Here is a 17,312-nt window from a genome sequence, read left to right on the forward strand (position 1 = left end):
TAATCGAATTATAATCCATTGAATTTTTATAACATAGAAAGCTGCTGATAATCTCCGTTATCCCTCAAATTGAGGATTTTTGCTTGTTCCTCCATTTCTGCAAGCAGTTCTTTTATATGTGCTTCTCGCCATTTTGCAGTGAGTTCACCAGAAAAAGCACGTTGGAGAAGAACATTAAATAATGTTTCTAGCTTTTTTTTCGTTTTACTGATACCAGCTAAACTTACTCTACACTCTGTAACTGCTATTTGGAATTTCTTCAACTGTTCCTGAGAGGGAATTAAAATTGGCAGATTGAGTAGTTCATCAGTATCAAATTTTCTTGTGCCATGTCCTGCTGTACCCACTTGGGATAATATTTTACGGCTAGATGCTTTTAATGCAGCGTGTAGATATGTTGAATCAATATCATTACGATTAGGATAAAGTGCTTTCATATCTTGATTAATTGTTAATCTAGTAGCTGCTAATGCAATAGGAATGGTATGCGCTAGAATCATACCTCTAACTACAATTAAGATTGCACCAGGTTCTACATATTTTATATTCGTTTCTTCTATCGCTTTTTGAGATATATGATCAATAGAATTAAAAATAATATCTTGTTTCATATCTTTGGGAGATACCCAAGGAATATCACCATCCCAATAATCTGGATTTTTTTTCGAGGGTGTTCCCCCACTTTGAATATTTACTAAACTCCCTAGAAGTTCAGTATTAGCATCTGTCCAAGTTGAAGGATCACCAAACATTTTGATGAATAGCGCAGGTAAAATGCGATCGCTTTTCGCATCAGCCTCAGCCCGCATTTTTCGCAGTGCATCAGCTTGATCTAAAATCTCGACTATGCGGTGTTGTTCAGAAAGAGTAGGTAACGGAATCTTGATTTTTTCTAAGTTTTTGCGAGTAATCCTACTTCGGGTTGTCCCTGTAGCAGCAGCAGTAGCTATATTTATAAAAAACTTAGTGTTACACAGATACTTGATATATTTGGGAACAGCAATTTTTCTGTCAGTACGCAGAATAGTAACATCTACTGCCGTTATTGCTTTCTGATTTAATTGAGGAAGAAGACAGGCTCTTCCAATTGGATCAGCCATTCTTGAAATGAGAATATCTTCTTCTTTTAGCTCTGTACAATTAAGTTCTTTAAATTTTTCAGCAGGTATAAATTTTTGCGAACGGTCAAGAAATTCTCCTACACCTATATCAGCTAATTGAATTAGTCTAATTTCTCCATTTAGACTCATATTCTGAGAGATTATCCAATCTCCGTCTGTTATCAATCCAGTATTGCCTACAGTTTCATCAAGGGAAACTAAATTCCAAGTTTTGGGTAGTTTCATTTAAACTACCTCCACATCACAAAGCAGCTTTTCTAAACTGGATGCAATACCTTTCTCAATTTTCAAAACTTCTTTAATTAACTCTATCGGATCATCATCAGAAACAGCCTCCGTCACCTGTGGCTTATAACGCCCAGCCGCTAAATTATAATCATTTTCAGTAATAGTATCCAAAGATGCCCACCAACATTGGGGTTCATCACTTCCCGGCTTTAACAACTCCCCTTTTTCAAAACCTGGAGGCTGCATAAAACCCGATTCCCGATAAACCTTCCACTGCTTTAATAAATTAGGAATATCATTAAGTTCTGGCGTTTCTGGCCTACCACCCCCAGAAATCTTATCAGGATCGTAACCATCATTTTTTACTTCATAGAACCAAACTTGATTCACCTGACGCACCGCAGACTCCAAAGGATTGCGAATTACTAACACCGCCGTTTTCACCCCCGTATATGGCTTAAACACCCCCGCAGGTAAAGAAACCACCGCTAATACATCGTATTCTGTCAACAGTTTTTTACGCAAATCCACATGAGCGCCCGTAGAACCAAATAGTAACCCTTCTGGCACAACTACCGCACACATTCCACCCGCTACCAAAGACTTCATGATTGCAGCTAAAAACAGCAATTCACTTTTTTTGGAATTTGTCGGTAAATCCGCACGAATAGAATCTTTCGGTAACGTTCCCGCAAAAGGGGGATTATCAAACATTACCTTATAACGACGACGCAAATCATCTTCCGTCAGTCCTCCCATATCTGACAAAACATTTGCTACTTTTAATTTGGCGTTGCGAATTCCATGCAGTACCAAATTCATCATTGAAATTCGCATCATTTGCCGAGAAACATCAAAGCCATAAATTGACTCTTCTAAAAGTTTCCAGTCAGGTAATCTATCCCCATTTCCCTTGCGATAAGTTTGCAGATTGGGAATTTGTTGTTTTGCTTCTGCTAAACTTAATCCTTTTTTTTCTAGCCAATCTTCACCATAAATCGGTACTTCTATAGGATTTTCACTATATTTAGCTAATATATATTCAATACTATCAATTAAAAAACCTGCTGTTCCACAAGCCAAATCGCAAATAGTATCTCCCAAATCAGGATCAACCATTTCCACCATAAACGCCCGTATTTGTCGGGGAGTACGGAATTGACCATTAAGCGCAGATTGACCTAAATGGGTTAATAAATATTCAAAAATATCACCTTTGACATCCTGACCCATTTTCAATAATTCTAAAGTATCGAGTTCATCAACTACCAACTTGAGAACATTGGGATCATTAATTTCTAAAACTGCATCGCGGAAATATTCTGCCACTTTTGGCTCATCTTTCACCAAAGAATTTGCCATATAGGGGAAAACTTCATCTCGCAGAAAATCCCGCAGATCAGGACCACTTTTAAAACGCCATTTTGACCAGCGATAACGTTCTGCTTGCTGAGGAAATAGTAATTTAGCATTATTACTATTACTACCCGTGAGACGGGCGCGTAATTCCCGATTTGCTTCTTCTTCATCCAACAATTTCAGGTATATCAGATAAGAAATCTGCTCAATATAAGTGACAGGATTTGTTACCCCACCAGCCCATAAAGTATCAGTAATATGTTTGAGTTTGCGACGAATTTCTTGATCCATGTTGTTTTTAGCCCTCTGTACCTGTAGCATCCACCGCGAACACAGAACGGTTTAATTCATCAAAAATATCCCGTAATCCCTGCTCACCAAACAGTTCTATACCTAAACCAGCCGCATTGAGAACTGAAAGGGGTGGCAAGAATAGATCATCTATGGTTATCTGTCCTTTGGCAATACCCCGATTTTTTAATAATGAGAGATACTGAGCTTGGGCAGGTGCGAAAGAGTGAGCAACTAACCAAGCTCTAAAGTTTTCTTCTAGTAATTCTTCCTGGCTTTTCAGCTTTAATATTCCCAATGCAGCCCGAATAAAATCAATTAGATTGCCATTATAACTGCGATAAGCTCGCTTCAAATTATCTTCATTAAAGTAGTAGCGGGGTGTATTCAAACGCCGTACCAGTTCCGTTTCTTCGGTTTCCGTCAACAATTCTCCATCCCGAATTTTCTGGAGTGTAGGATCATTAATTACAGCAGATTGAATAGTTTGCTCCCAGTTGGTGACATAATCACGTTTATCAACCCGTTCCCCTTCTGTACCTACTTCTACATAACTAACATATTGCTGCCATCTATCCCTCAGTCCTAATTCAATTAATTCTGAACGGGGACGGGATTGTTGAGTTTTGCTTTTATTTGATACGTGACCTCTACCAGTATCAGCATAAATATCAGTATCACTATCATTAAAATATTCGTGATTTCTGAAAAAATCATAAATAACAAATTTCTGTTTATCAATATGTGGCGCGGTTCTTGTCCCCCGTCCACGAATCTGTTGATAAAGAATCGGACTTCGCACAGTGCGACACATCACTAAATGCAAAACTTCCCGACAGTTAAAGCCAGTATTTAGCATATCAACACTGACTGCAACTTGTGGATAATTCTCATCTTTGAATTGGCGAATTAAATCATCAGCATTAGCAACATCACTGGTAATTACTTGAGCATAATTTCCCTTACATTCTGGATGTAATTCGTTAAGATATCTGGTTAACCGTGCTGCATGATTTTTTGTCAAAGCAAATACTATTGATTTACCAGGACCAATGTTTTGTCCTGGTGCTAATTCTTGGTAATTATCCCAAGCCAGTCTATCAAATTCCTGCATCATTAGGCGGTTACTGGCCTCATTCGTCCATTTGCGTTCAAAGGCTGCTGGATCATAATAGACATCATCAACTTTAGCACCTTCGGCAATAATTTCAGTGATGCCAGTAGCGAACCGATAGGGAACAAGATACTTTTGTTCAAATGCTGTTTGAATAGAGTAAGTAAAATCTGGCTGCTCATTACGGCAGTTGTAAAAATCAAAAGTATTCCGTTCAATATAGGCTGCTGGTGTGGCAGTTAATCCAATATGGAAGGCATCAAAATGAGTTAGTGCCGTTTGCCAAATCCCATAAATTGAACGATGACATTCATCAGCTACAACTACATCAAAATAGCCGCTAGTAAACTCCTGGTAACGGCCATTGGTGACAAGTTAAGGAAAAGGGGAAATTGTCAAGGGTGGTATTTGTAGTGGTCAAAAACATGGGAAACTCAGTCTAGACAAGTAATTGAGCGATTGAGTCCAGCCATGACAACCAGTAAAAAAACCAACAGAGACCACGCAAAAAAGAAACAGCGACCAATGGTGGAAGATGAAGTAATAGCCAAGCAATTGGAAAGATTACTGACACCAGCGATTACAAATCAAGAAAATTACTACCGAAAACTAGGACTTAGAGAAAGGATACTGAATTTATCGTTGATGATGGCTGCGGTGTTAACCTTATTATGGCGAGACGTAGCCGGGGTCAGAGAAATGACAAGAATGTTAGCTAGAGACGGTTTCTTGTGGTGTAATCCTACGAAAGTTAGTCAACAAGCCGTATCACAGAGATTTTTGACATTTCCATCGGAATTATTTGAAAAAGTATTTAAAGATTTATTGCCTAGTTTGAGGGCAGCTTGGCACAGTAGAAATAAACGTCCACTACCAGAAAGTATTCAATTTACGTTATTAAAATTCGAGAAAATTTGGATAGTAGACGGCTCAACATTAGAAGCATTATTTCGTAAATTACAAAGTTTAGAAGAAGCTCATTATGGACAATTAGCAGGAAAAATGAGTACGGTCATTGATTTAATGACCAGATTACCTGTAGAGATTTGGTTTGAAGAGAATCCTAAAGCTTCTGATACTAAACTAGAAGAAACTATTTTAAATTTAGTGACAGAAAATACCTTGTTATTGTTGGATAGAGGGTTTTATCACTTTAATTTTTGGCATCAATTAATTGAAAAGAAAGTTGACTTTATTACCAGAATAAAGAAAGGAGCAGCAATCAAGGTAGAACAAATATTTACAGATAGTTATGGATTGCGAGACCGGAAGATACGTCTTGGTTCTGGCACAAAAAAGACTCCGTTTATCACCTTACGTTTGATTGAAGTGCGGTCAGGAAAAACATGGCATTCCTATTTAACCAGCGTGTTAGATCCTAATGTTTTACCTCCTTATGTGGTAGCGGATTTATATCGGCGACGTTGGCGGATTGAAGATGCTTTTAATATAGTAAAAAGACTCTTGGGGTTAAGTTATTTATGGACGGGTTCAATTAATGGAATTAAATTGCAGATTTGGGCAACTTGGATATTTTATGCGGTTTTAGTCGATTTAGGTGATGCTGTAGCTGACGAACTTCCTCTCCCCTTTGATGATATTTCATTAGAAATGATTTATCGTGGTCTTTATCATTTTACAAGGGCTCATCAAAAAGGTAAGGCAACCGATCCTGTTAAGTATTTTGCTGACCCTCAAAATCGAGATTTAGGTATTATCAAACAGAAACGAAAACCAAATGTTAAGTTAATTGTCGCGCCTTTTCCTGATCTCCAGCGGGGGTCTGACGAGTTTTTTTTCAATAATTATCCAAAAACCGCTTGACAAAAGACTTACAGCCTTAACTTATCACCAATGAGATTTAGCTGGTTTCCAAGTTCAGTGCTAACTGTTGATAAATTTCGTCTGACCACACCGGAATCACGGATTTACCTTGATCTAGGGTGGTGTCATCAGTGCTTTACACCTTTTGTAGACATGGTATAACATCAGCAGAAAATTTAGGATATTGAGAGCGATCTCTAATCTAATTCTAATTGTGGAACAAAAATTTAGATTCCTACCTTATAGTTTTATGAATTTTGTAAGCGTTAATAATGTTTTGACCATCAAAAATGTATACAGTTCTAAGCTCATGAATACTAGAAGCTCCTGAAAATTGCTTATTCATTAGGAATTTTTCTTGAAATCCAATAAAAATTAAAGCTAACGAAGAAGTTTGAAGAAAGTTTTTAAGATAATCACTTTTAATCAAAAGACCAGAACCACTTCCTATAGATATTTCAGTAACTTGAATAGTTTTAGACTCATCTAACCAACTAGATTGACCATCCCATTTTAAGTTACCAAAATTAACTAAATCTGGTGCAGGGACATTAATATTTTCAGAATATTCATCTTGACTACAATCATATTCCCACTCATTCCCCCTCAAAAGTTGAATCATTGTGAGTTCTGCATTTTCTGTACCTGGTATTTCACATTTTAAATCTATTTCTCTAGTTTCAAAACGTTGGTGACAGGTGATAGTATTTGAGTACTCTAATATCAATAATTTGTAGTCATGCCGAATTATTAAATCATCAATAAAGTTATCATTAGATAGTTCTGTCTTAATATTTTTGATATCAGAGTAAGGTACAAAAGCAGTGCTGATTAAAGTCCTTAAATTTCGATGGGGATATTTTGCATTATTTTCATTAGAAATAACTTTTTCTAATGAAGAAGAAAGTGATATATGGAACCATTTTTCACCTTGTTTATCAGTAAATTCTAATATTTCTGTTAAGTTTGGAAAATCTTTTAATTCTGCCCATTGATCATGACTTAAATTTTCTGTAATATCAAAATCATAATTAACAGGTTGATACAATTCCGTGTTAATTTCTAATTGAGGATCAAAAGCTCTTAAATCTGTGGGATCTATATCCCGTAAGTCTATACCTTGTAATCTTGGAAGAACAGTCTCTCTGTACCATGAATCTATTTTCCTGGGAAAGTGATCTGCTAAAATTCCTGCTAAACGGTGTAATAAAATCCAATAATATTTTTTTCCTAGTCTTTCAGCCCAAGTTTCTCTCCCTCTTCCCCCACCATATTTCCCTAAAAGATAACGATCATACTTGTAGCACTGTTCATTAAAACCTGGATAACCTAATTCAGAAACATTTTTAATAAACCAGCGATGGATTTGCTTTTGATTTATTCCTGCGGATTGTAGATCATAATGACTAAGAACACGGGATCTTAAGACATACTTAGCAAAATCAGTTTCCCCAAATCCACCAGGAAATTCATCAAGATTCATGTTTCTCTTAAAAGCATCTTGCTTTATTAAATGAGCAATTTCTTCTTCTGAAGAAATTTGAATAGGTTGACTGTTGTAAGGAGGTCTAAATTTATTGATATCAATAGTATTATTTAATAGATTACGACTATGAGCTAATTCAATAATTAATCTTAGCCAATCACGAATAAGTGCATTTTCAGGAATGTTACCTATATCAAAAATTTCAGCATAAATTGTGTTAGCAACATCCTTAATTAAATCGTTATCATATACCATCAAGATTGAACTATAAGCAGCTAAACTAACTCTTTCTAAAACATAATCATCGTCAATATTAAAAAATCGAATTAGAGTTATTTTAATAATACTAGGATGACTAATGAAAAGCCTGGTTAAACCTTTAGTTGCTCTATCTCGAACTCGTCTATCTGAAGCGGCACAACACCAACTTAAAAACAATGACCATAAACTACTAGTTTCTTCACTAAATGAAGATAAATCTGCTTTCAGAGACCATTCAATTAAACGCCAAGCTCCTTTTTGCTTTTCAAAATCTTCATAAAGTGAAGCACACCAAAATGGATCTCTAGTTGTCAAATCCTGTTGTTCTAGTAAATTATTAATAAACTCAGCATTAAGTGGATGATTTGGAATGACAGCAATTCCAAAAAGAGAATCTAAGATTGTTGGACAACAATTAGAATTAGATAAACCTCCATAAATTAACTCTTCAGTTCTTTCCGAAAGACTTTCAATAGTACGCCATTGCAATCCAGAAGCAATAATTGTCAAAATTTTATAACGATCTATATCTATGTTGGTATTATTAATAACGTCAATTAGTTCAACGTTAAATTTTTCAGGTAAAATAATCGAAAGTGCTTCTAGTAAACCTTGATTTTCATTTAAAGTTTTATTGTCAAAATTATTGATAACAATATTGCTTAGTTCATCAACTGATTCTATTGCATTAGGATTGGTAGAATTAAGTTGATTAGCTTCAATTCCTTCCAATAAAAATAACGCTATTAAAAAGTCGGCTACACGCTCGAATGTAAAGCGACAAAACCATTGTTTGGTTAGTGCATAAGGTCTAGCTTTTTGTTCAATAAGAGCAATTAAACCTTCTTTTTCTAGTTGAATAAATAGTGAACGTTTGCTATCCTCAACGGAAAATATCTCATTAACAATTGTCTGTGCTGTTTCTCTTGAAAGTAGTCTAGTTTTTTCTTCAGCCATTTTTTTGGCTAAAGCATTAACAGCTTTAGTAACATTGTCATCTCTGTTATCATAACGACAAACTTCTGATATTCGTTTATTTTTTTCCCTAAGTAATAAACTTAAAACATAAGTAAATCCAATAGTACCAAGAGGTAATATTCTAGATTCAAATCCTTCTATGGCTTGACAGACTAAATGTAAAAATAAAGGATTGGCAAACTCTGATTGTAATAATGGTGTAGCTGGTATTTCTAACTCATAAAATTCAAAAAATTTCTTAATTGCATCAAACTCACGTCTAAGAAACCCGTTATGTTCAACCTCAACCCACTCACTTCTATTATTAAATACTTCATCTAAATAAGTATCACGACATGATACACATAATTTTAATCTTGGAAAGTTAGTAATTTGTTGACGTAGAGGTTCTAACCAAGATGTTTCCCATCTTCGTCTTTCTGGTGATTCATTAAGTGCATCAATATAAATGATTGCGGGTTTTTCTGTTGCTTCGGCTGCGGAATCAATCATTCCCCAAAGTTCATCTCTGCTTATATTGCTAGATAAACCCAATTTATTAACAAGAATCTTCCAAGGTTCATCTCCAGTAAAATCTTCACCATAAAAGACTAAAGATATTTGTCCTATTTTATTAATATGTAAGGCATGATCTACAATAGCGTGGGTTTTACCAACTCCAGCACAACCACGAAGCAGCATAAATTGGCTTCTAGGTAGAACATATTCTGGACTATTTATCAAGTTATAAATTTTATATAAACATTTAAGTAAATCACGAGCCGTGTCTAATTTTGCGGCAGGAAAATCACATTGATATTCAGCATGAAACTGACGAAATTGTTGACTATCTGCATTTTTACCATATTTTTGCTTAAAATCATTATCAAATATTTTTTCTACTTCTCTTGTGTTTTCTATTAGATGATTAACTCTTAAGTTAACTTCCTTTAAATTAGTAGTAGAAGATTGAGTATAAATAGCTTGACATAAAAGAGATTGTAATAAAATAAGCTGATTGGTAATATTTTCAACTATTTGATGGCTATTTCCTGGTAATTCATTTACATTTTTAACATGACTATGCCATTGTTGAATATTATCATTAAATTCTTCTAAATACTTATCTCCTTGTTCTTTCCAAGTATTTTGACGAGCAAAAGCTTCCAAAGCTCCAAAAGCAGGAACATTTACAGAAATCTCTGGGCAATAACGTTTCTTAGCTTGAGATTTAGCCTCATTTAATCGTTGCTGAAGCCAATCCTTTGTCATCACTTCATGGTCAAACCAATAGCGACGTAAACCACCTCCTTTATCTACAGCAAGTAAATAATTTCTCAGTACACTTTCAGTCCAAAATTCAATAGAAAGATTAATTTTATTGTATTTCAATTTTTGGCATTGATATAGAAGTAGTGATTCAAATTCATATAACCCAATCTTTACAAGTGCAAGGAGAGCTAATGTAAAAACAAATACTTCTCCAATCCGCAATTGTTCTAGTTGATATTCTTTCCATTTTTCAAGTTTTTCGGTTTGACTTTCTCCTAGCTTACCTTCTGCTTTTTTTCCTGTAGGATCAAATGGAATACAGTAAATGTATCGGGTAATTTCAGGATGATTCTTCACTGCCGTTTGCAGTGAATTTTCCATTTGATTAAATTCAGAATTTTCTAATTTATCTTTTTGAAAATATTTAGATTGAATTGCCCACTTATCACCATTAGGTAAAATCCAAATTGCTTCAACTCCACCATCACCCCCTGCACCTCGAAAACGTTGAAATTGGCTTCCTTGTGGTGGTTGAAAATTTGGAATTGAATTATCAGACAGTCGGTGAAATATTTGACAGCATAATTCTTCAAATGCGTCTGTCAAGCCACCATGATAAGGACGGATATGTTGAAAGTTAATTTCTAGCATTAGGTTAAAAAAATAAGTAAGTTCGTAGAAAAGTTGATTTTAAAAATGAATTTAAAATTTAAAGTGTATTAATTTCATTGATTATAGCTAGTTATTTGACATATTACTTTCCTAATTTTATATGTAATTTTTGATAAATAACATCTAACCACACAGGAATCACAGATTTACCTTCATCCAGGGATGCGATCGCTACCTTGGTAACTTACTTACTCACCCCTGATAAATAACATCTAGCCACACAGGAATAACGGGTTTACCTTCATCTAGGGATACGATAGCGAAGCACTCCGTAGGAATCGCTCTTTTCCTGTCAAATTCTAGCAAAGAAAGCGAATTATCCCGTGATAACAACAACATAAACCACTTACCGTGTTACCGTAACCAAAAATAAACAACTCCGGTTGTACTCCAACCGGGGTTTGTGCAAAATGGGACATGATGTAAAGTTTTGTGAACAAAAACTCTACAACCATTGCTCCTCAAAGCTTACCGTAAATACAAGCTACTACAATCTGATGGTTTAGCGTGTAAATACCGTGAAGTAGTAGCAACAGAAGCGTGTCCTAAACTTTGACTAACCAAATGAATAGGCGCTCCCCTATCTAATGAGTGTGAAGCGTGTCCATGTCGCAACCAATGGGGACTAGGTGCGGGTAAACCTATTCTCAGTGAAGCTTTTTTAACAATCTCCCAAATCATCGCCCTGGTCAAAAAACCCTTACCTTGTCTACTTCTAAACACCGGATCTCCTTTACCAGCATCACCCCTTAACTGTGACAATTCCTTATACAAGTTACTGGGAATAATCACCACACGGGTTTTACTACCCTTACCATATATAGTAGCTTGTCCATTCTCATCACCACGTTCTGACAAATCCCCCCAAGTTAAACCGCTTAACTCAGTAGCACGTAACCCGCAGTAGTACAACATCTTTAAGATCAGTTTATTCCTGGTATTGTTCTCACTGTGAATTAGGATAGTAATTTCCTGTTCCGTTAAAATCCGTTCTGTTAAAGCGTCTTTAGGCTTAGGAGTTTTTAGGGGTTTACCGACATTGTATTTAATCAACCCTAACTCATATACAAAGCTAATTAGACTCTTGATAATATGGCTATAAGTTTTTTTAGTGTTGTCATTAGAACTTAAAGAATCTACCCACTGCTGTAAATCATCTAAACCAGCATTAACAAGTGGTTTGTTGACAAAAGTTAAGAACTTATTAGCAACGCGCTTGTAACTGTCCTGAGTAGCTTGACTTTTACCATGTAGCCACATATTAAGTAATACATCAATAGATTTATTTGCATATTGGTTAATTTCATTTGGTTGCGTAATAGTTAAAGCGTCCATCTTGCTAGTACCTTTGTACTATTTTAGTTAATTTTGAGTTTGACATAATTAATTTTCTGTTTATTCGGGTTATTGCTCTAAATATTGATTGGACATTTTCATCCATTCTTCGGGAGAAATTGCTTCAATCTCTTGCTTACGTTGCTGGACTTCGCAATTATCATTGTCAGTGCGTTCACCGCTTCCAGGCATTTTCAGTTTTTTAGCAAGTTGACGAATATTAATTTGTTGCTTGACAGTATTCCGCCAGTTGTCCCGATTGATTAAATCCAGCTTTTTACAAATATTGGGAATAAAGCGCGTATCAAAATTTTGAATTGGTACGTCTTTCCATCGTTGAGTTGCGTCACAACTGGCTTCTTGGCAAAGTACCCATTTATCCCGGTTTGAGTTGTACTTTGGCATAATTAATTGAACTAAATGCTGCGAGACTAAACCAGAATCTTGGCAACAGAAACATCGCCACCGAGGATAGAAAATTTCCTCCTCTTGCTGTTCCTCTTGAGGACGCAAAGGAATTGGTTCAAATTGCGGTAATTCATCAATCATAAAATATAGGGTATGCGTAAAATGAGCGTGTCTGTTGACTCTAAGACTGTCAAGTTTGACCCCATATCAAGTTATTAGCATTTGCCCAGTTAAAAAATTCTCGTCGTTCTTTTTCTTCTTGATTGTTCTCAGCATAAAAACCAAATTGTCCAAGAGCGCGAATTTTGGCGAGCCACTCATCTCGACGGGGATGGTTCTCCCATTTTTGCTGCTGAACTTGAGGAATTTTCCCCTGTACTTTCATCCACTCGGCTAATATCTCTTGCCAATGTGTCTCTATCCACTTATGGGGAAGTTCTGGAGGTTTAGGGAGTTTTTTCGCTTTTTCTAACCCAAACTTCAAAAAACTCTCTCTCTCGCTGTCTGAGAGAGAGTTTGTATAGTCTGAATAAGTCTGTTTAGTCTGAGGAGAATGGGAATCCTTGCTAGGAGAGGGTTGTGGCGGTTGATTTTCGCATTTTTGAGAATCTTGTCTCATTTCTGCAACTGGAGTCTCATTTTTGAAACTACTTTCGCATTTTTGAGAATCCTGTCTCATTTCTGCAACTGGAGTCTCATTTTTGAGACTGGATACACCTTTGAGATTGCGAATACTGATACCTTTATCTTGAAAGTCAAATAATTCCAACTCTTGGAATTTGGCAATCGCTCTGTAGTATGTAGCTTTGCTCACTTGGCACTCTGTCATAACTACTAAGGTATCAATATCCTGATAGACATCTCCCCAAGGTTCAATTTCAATCAGGTAGCTCCAGATTCTCCATTCAGCAGCAGTCAGTTTTGCTTGACGGAGGACTTTGGAAATTTCAGGAGTTACAGGATAAAATCTGCTTTTAATATTCATCCTGCGCCTCCTTAAATACGACCAAAATAGACGATTTTAAGCAGTTAGTTAGAATTAGCACCGTTTTTTCCAGACTGCACACTCTAAATAAACAAAGCATCTTTTGAGGCTCTGGATGGTAGAGAAAAGACGGCTTTGGTAGTGCGAGTTCACAATAAGCTCTCCAGCATTCTTGATACTGGGGAGGATAGAACCCACCCTGTAATTTTGAGATTCCCTGTGTCATAATCTATTGGATAAATTTCTCTGCCCTGCCCCTGTTCACCTAAACTGGGGTTGATTTTTTAGATAAATTCAACAAGAATGCTCCTGCTACACCGCTGGCGATTAGCTGTGGGAGGATGTTAATTAGTCATTGCTAAAGCACAAAAAATGCCTTATGGTAACTGATGCTTATTTGTTGATGTTGATCTAACATTGGATTGGAGGTTTCTAATCTTTTAATTAGCCTATCGCTGTATAAAGTAATCGTCAATTAGCCAATCAGCTAATTTTAGTAATGAAAGTTAATAATTCTGCCTCGGCTATTTCTTGCTCTGTGTCCGTTAATCATTCGGCTTCAGCTAGTTCTTACTCAGTGTCCCCCCTGTCCCAGTCCTTTGATGCGACAATAAAACGGTATAGGATTAGTGCCAAACAGTTGTCTGGCGAAACCAAGGTCTCAGAAAATCACATTTCCGAGTTTCGTCGGGGAAAATGCGACGTTAGCACTACCACCCTGTCAAAGTTGTTGGATGGTATGGAAGTTTTAGCTCCTGGTTCTAAACAATTCTTTTATCAACTGGTGTTAGGTAAAGAAAATCAGTCACCCAAATCCGTCAAGCGCTCTCTGGTTGAAGTGATTCAAACTGCGGATGAGGAGGAACTATTAGATGCAATGGCTGAAATTACCAGTCGTTTTCGTTCTCTCCGTGCCTTTGCAGATGTTTCTTCTGCCCAATCTTTGATAAATGTAAATAATTGCGCTTGATATCTTGATGCACAGATTTACACAGAGAATATTAGTCTGATCCTCTAGGCATAACAATTCAAATCAAGTTTAAATTTATTTAAAATCTTAATTGTGTAGGCAGACTGAACAGAGTGAAAATAAAGAAAGCTTTGCCAAAACGAATTGTGTTGAATTTGGCTGCTTTAAAACTTAAACAGTAAAACTAAATAGCCAATATTCCTCTTTCCTTTGTATTCGCTCAATAAATGGGGCGGACTACCTATTCGGGAACGATTTTACGCCATTTGAGGCTTGTTATTAAACGATTTACCCCGGATTATTGAGCAGTTACATTCCTTTTATGTCACCCTCCGAAAACAAACATAAAAGGCAACTTTTAAACCTTTTACTGAGGCGGTTGGTGGCTTTGTTTTTTAATATGATAAATGTCATCATTACATCACTTCTTTAAACTAAAACTCTCCTATCAATACCTTCACCAAAACCCTATTGATATCGTAATGATTTTATTGAGTATCGTTACACATTTTGCTTATTTCACGTCTACCTACTTATCTTCGTACTTTTAATTAGTGCTGGATAATTTTATTTCTGCTACCGCAGTCATCTTTCTAGTAATGACGCAACCAGAGATAAATGATTATGACTCAAACAGCATCAAGACAAAAGATAAAGACTGTAAAGCAGACAAAACAAACAAGTGTTGCTAATCCTGAAATAGACAATGAAGTATCAACAGATATCACAAAAATACCTGGATTTAAAAAGAAGAAATCTACATCTGCAAACCCTGATACTCCAACTGAACCCATCGAAAAGAAGCGGAATAAGCAAAAAAAATCTAAATCAAAGTTAAACCCTCCAATACCCAAAGAATTAGGCATGGAGGTAATATGTGAACAAGCTAAATTTTACGATGCCCTCTTTTTAGTGAATTGTGCTACTCCAGCTAAACCTAGTCATCCTATTCTTGCCAATGTCCTCATAATTGCAGATGTGGAAACACAACAGATAGGGGTCAAGCCGGGATAAGGGTAAAATGGGACACGTTGTAAATAAATGTTGCAGAAACCAATTTAGTGATTTACTAACTTGCCCGAAAATGGTAAAGAAACATTCAACTTTTGCACACTAAAATCAACTTTTTACGCGGTTCAGCTTCTCAAACTTGCTCATAAATAACCCTTTTTTGGGATGTTTTCATTTTGAACAATCAAGTTCAGATGGAAGCTGAAACAACGGTAAATTAAGAGTTTTGAGAATTAAGCACACAAAACTTTACAATGTGTCCCATTTTGCAGATATCCCGTCTGAACCCCAATTCTGTTTCAGTTTGTTGACTGATAAACTCTTCAGTCATTTTGATACAGTCGCTTAAATCAGCGATAGCGATTACGCTCGCCGTAGGCATCGCTACCACAGATCCAAAAGGTATTTCTTCCCCTACCAACAAATCAGCTAATTCATTGACTTGATAATCCGTTGTTTCTTGCCTAATAGCTGCATGAATAGCTATTTTCCCCCGATAATTAGTAGCTTTACCCCTGGTTTCATAATGTTTATACTTACCTACCAAAGAAGCCCAAGGTTGATGTAGAGTAATTGCCTTAATTTTGGTGATTGTCGGGGTTTGGTTGTCGAGGTTTGTCGCTGTTTCCAACTCCTGCGATAGCGAAGCGCTGCTGCAAGCAGTTCGCTGCGAGATAACAGACTCTTTTGAGAGCGATCGCTGATTGTTGAGGTGTAACTGCTCGTCCGTAGAGGTCAACGCAGTGCCGTCTGTTTTTGATATGGTGTCCAACACCGGGATAAATGGGAGTTGTACTGATAGCATCTCGCCAGTGTCCGCTAATGGGTACTCCACCCAACCAATCGGGAATCCCATCATCCACCCTGCCACCGATGGATGTAGTTTGTCCCCCTTGGCTATGAATGGCCGCAACTTCTGTTCTAATCTGTTCGTGCCAGCCGGTCTGCACCCCGTTGAGCCTTTGGGATACGTCGTAGGAGTAGGCAATAATAAACAGCCTTTCTCTTTCATGGGGTGCGCCGAGTTCCGCTGCTGATATGATTTGCGGATCTTCCCACTGATATTCAACCATTCTGAGTCCTCCAAGAACCCCTCTAAGTCCGTTTCTGATAAGTCCTGCGGGGTTTTCAATAACAATGAAATCAGGTCTTCCTGTAGCGATAGCGAAGCGCTGCTGCAAGCAGTTCGCTCTGAGGGCATAGAACCACATTCTTGATTCTGGATGTTCAAGCCCTGATCCATTGCCGGCAATGCTTGTACCTGTACAGGGAAATCCAATTGTGTACAGGTTAAATTGTCCTGGTTCTGGTTGCCAGTCTGTGATATCTGAATGGATGGCAATTTTGGGGAATCTATATCTAAGGACTCGCTGGGCTTCTGGGTTGTTTTCGATAAAGATTGTAGTTTGGATGCTTGCACCTGCGGCTTTAATTCCCAGTTCAAATCCACCAATTCCTGCGAAGAGTGCGGCGTGGGTAAGCATGAATTTTCCCCCTCTATTTTTGATAGTTGCAATTCTTCAATTTGGCTAAAGGAATAAGGGACTGTTACCCATCCATCCCAATCAATCACAAACCCTGATTTACCTACTTTAGCGATCGCTCCCTTGAGATTCTCTTTTTTAGAAAATATCCGCTGTCCTACTGTAAAACTATTCTCAGTTTCTTTGACTAATTCTTCAGTAGGTAGTTGGGATAATTGAGATAATGAAATTCCCTGTTTATTTTCTTCTAAAAATTCACTAGAATCTAGAACAATTTCATTCCAATACGGATCATATTGGTGCAATCGTTCTAGATTACCTATTTCGCTAGAATACTGTTCAGTTGAAAATAAAAGGGGTTCAGAATTAGATACAGAAGTGTTTTTAGATTTAGCCATGACTATTAGCCTCCAGGGGAAACGCATCTAATTTTTTTTGACAAAATGTAACTTCTATGAATAGATAAAAAGGGCAGTATTACCATGTTAATATCAAGCCAATAAATGAGTATGAAGAAAATTTGATGGTAAATTC

General features: G+C 36.7%; 12 protein-coding genes and 1 pseudogene. 3 read left to right on the forward strand and 10 right to left on the reverse strand.

All coding sequences use genetic code 11. The features are described from left to right. Positions 1–26: 26 nt before the first annotated feature. The 4 genes and pseudogenes from FJR09_RS18820 to FJR09_RS25960 all read right to left on the reverse strand — a co-directional run. Entirely contained in the window at positions 27–1,346 is a 1,320-nt protein-coding gene (locus FJR09_RS18820) for a restriction endonuclease subunit S (RefSeq protein ID WP_168653300.1), read from the reverse strand. Further along, positions 1,347–2,999: a class I SAM-dependent DNA methyltransferase gene (locus FJR09_RS18825; RefSeq protein WP_168653299.1), complete on the reverse strand. Its 1,653-nt coding sequence runs from the start codon at positions 2,997–2,999 to the stop codon at positions 1,347–1,349. Positions 3,000–3,006: 7 nt separating this feature from the next. After that, positions 3,007–4,116 (reverse strand): type I restriction endonuclease subunit R, encoded by a 1,110-nt coding sequence (locus FJR09_RS18830; protein WP_254433153.1) that lies wholly within the window; start codon positions 4,114–4,116, stop codon positions 3,007–3,009. A 66-nt stretch (positions 4,117–4,182) separates the two neighbouring features. After that, positions 4,183–4,458, reverse strand: a pseudogene (locus FJR09_RS25960) (DEAD/DEAH box helicase family protein); the annotation flags it as partial. Positions 4,459–4,638: 180 nt separating this feature from the next. Here FJR09_RS25960 and FJR09_RS18835 point away from each other — a divergent pair. After that, on the forward strand, positions 4,639–5,937 hold the full coding sequence (locus tag FJR09_RS18835) for an IS4 family transposase (RefSeq protein WP_168653325.1): 1,299 nt from the start codon (positions 4,639–4,641) through the stop codon (positions 5,935–5,937). A gap of 235 nt (positions 5,938–6,172) precedes the next feature. Here the strand turns inward: FJR09_RS18835 and FJR09_RS18840 are convergent, their stop codons facing one another. The 4 genes from FJR09_RS18840 to FJR09_RS24470 all read right to left on the reverse strand — a co-directional run bounded on the left by FJR09_RS18840 (position 6,173) and on the right by FJR09_RS24470 (position 13,313). Then, on the reverse strand, positions 6,173–10,564 hold the full coding sequence (locus FJR09_RS18840; protein ID WP_168653298.1) for a hypothetical protein: 4,392 nt from the start codon (positions 10,562–10,564) through the stop codon (positions 6,173–6,175). A 489-nt stretch (positions 10,565–11,053) separates the two neighbouring features. Continuing rightward, positions 11,054–11,920 carry a tyrosine-type recombinase/integrase gene (locus FJR09_RS18845; RefSeq protein WP_217357035.1) on the reverse strand — a complete coding sequence of 289 codons (867 nt, stop codon included), beginning with the start codon at positions 11,918–11,920 and terminating at the stop codon, positions 11,054–11,056. Positions 11,921–11,989: 69 nt separating this feature from the next. Next, positions 11,990–12,469 (reverse strand): hypothetical protein, encoded by a 480-nt coding sequence (locus tag FJR09_RS18850; RefSeq protein WP_168653297.1) that lies wholly within the window; start codon positions 12,467–12,469, stop codon positions 11,990–11,992. A 49-nt stretch (positions 12,470–12,518) separates the two neighbouring features. Next, positions 12,519–13,313, reverse strand: a complete 795-nt coding sequence (locus FJR09_RS24470) for a hypothetical protein (RefSeq protein WP_174782902.1) — start codon at positions 13,311–13,313, stop codon at positions 12,519–12,521. Positions 13,314–13,812: 499 nt separating this feature from the next. On the opposite strand from FJR09_RS24470, the gene FJR09_RS18860 reads away from it, so the two are divergent. Both FJR09_RS18860 and FJR09_RS18865 read left to right on the forward strand, forming a co-directional pair. Further along, positions 13,813–14,283 carry a helix-turn-helix transcriptional regulator gene (locus FJR09_RS18860; RefSeq protein ID WP_174783340.1) on the forward strand — a complete coding sequence of 157 codons (471 nt, stop codon included), beginning with the start codon at positions 13,813–13,815 and terminating at the stop codon, positions 14,281–14,283. A gap of 624 nt (positions 14,284–14,907) precedes the next feature. Continuing rightward, positions 14,908–15,297: a hypothetical protein gene (locus tag FJR09_RS18865; protein WP_254433154.1), complete on the forward strand. Its 390-nt coding sequence runs from the start codon at positions 14,908–14,910 to the stop codon at positions 15,295–15,297. Between the two features lie 214 nt (positions 15,298–15,511). Here FJR09_RS18865 and FJR09_RS18870 read toward each other — a convergent pair whose 3' ends face one another. Beyond that, positions 15,512–15,925 carry a hypothetical protein gene (locus tag FJR09_RS18870; protein ID WP_168654159.1) on the reverse strand — a complete coding sequence of 138 codons (414 nt, stop codon included), beginning with the start codon at positions 15,923–15,925 and terminating at the stop codon, positions 15,512–15,514. Then, positions 15,873–16,778, reverse strand: a complete 906-nt coding sequence (locus FJR09_RS18875) for a DNA cytosine methyltransferase (protein WP_168652750.1) — start codon at positions 16,776–16,778, stop codon at positions 15,873–15,875. The genes FJR09_RS18870 and FJR09_RS18875 overlap by 53 nt, the downstream gene beginning before the upstream one ends. Between the last annotated feature and the right edge of the window lie 534 nt (positions 16,779–17,312).

The sequence above is a fragment of the Dolichospermum sp. UHCC 0406 genome (assembly GCF_009712025.1).
GTDB classification, from domain to species: Bacteria; Cyanobacteriota; Cyanobacteriia; order Cyanobacteriales; family Nostocaceae; genus Dolichospermum; species Dolichospermum lemmermannii.

Excerpts from the sequence above, each read along its gene's own strand:
- FJR09_RS18840 (WP_168653298.1), bottom strand. The coding sequence starts at position 10,564 with ATGCTAGAAATTAACTTTCAACATATCCGTCCTTATCATGGTGGCTTG.
- FJR09_RS18820 (WP_168653300.1), bottom strand. The coding sequence starts at position 1,346 with ATGAAACTACCCAAAACTTGGAATTTAGTTTCCCTTGATGAAACTGTA.
- FJR09_RS18850 (WP_168653297.1), bottom strand. The coding sequence starts at position 12,469 with ATGATTGATGAATTACCGCAATTTGAACCAATTCCTTTGCGTCCTCAA.
- FJR09_RS18865 (WP_254433154.1), top strand. The coding sequence starts at position 14,908 with ATGACTCAAACAGCATCAAGACAAAAGATAAAGACTGTAAAGCAGACA.
- FJR09_RS18830 (WP_254433153.1), bottom strand. The coding sequence starts at position 4,116 with ATGATGCAGGAATTTGATAGACTGGCTTGGGATAATTACCAAGAATTA.
- FJR09_RS18875 (WP_168652750.1), bottom strand. The coding sequence starts at position 16,778 with ATGCTTACCCACGCCGCACTCTTCGCAGGAATTGGTGGATTTGAACTG.
- FJR09_RS18860 (WP_174783340.1), top strand. The coding sequence starts at position 13,813 with ATGAAAGTTAATAATTCTGCCTCGGCTATTTCTTGCTCTGTGTCCGTT.
- FJR09_RS18835 (WP_168653325.1), top strand. The coding sequence starts at position 4,639 with ATGGTGGAAGATGAAGTAATAGCCAAGCAATTGGAAAGATTACTGACA.
- FJR09_RS18845 (WP_217357035.1), bottom strand. The coding sequence starts at position 11,920 with ATGGACGCTTTAACTATTACGCAACCAAATGAAATTAACCAATATGCA.
- FJR09_RS18825 (WP_168653299.1), bottom strand. The coding sequence starts at position 2,999 with ATGGATCAAGAAATTCGTCGCAAACTCAAACATATTACTGATACTTTA.
- FJR09_RS24470 (WP_174782902.1), bottom strand. The coding sequence starts at position 13,313 with ATGAATATTAAAAGCAGATTTTATCCTGTAACTCCTGAAATTTCCAAA.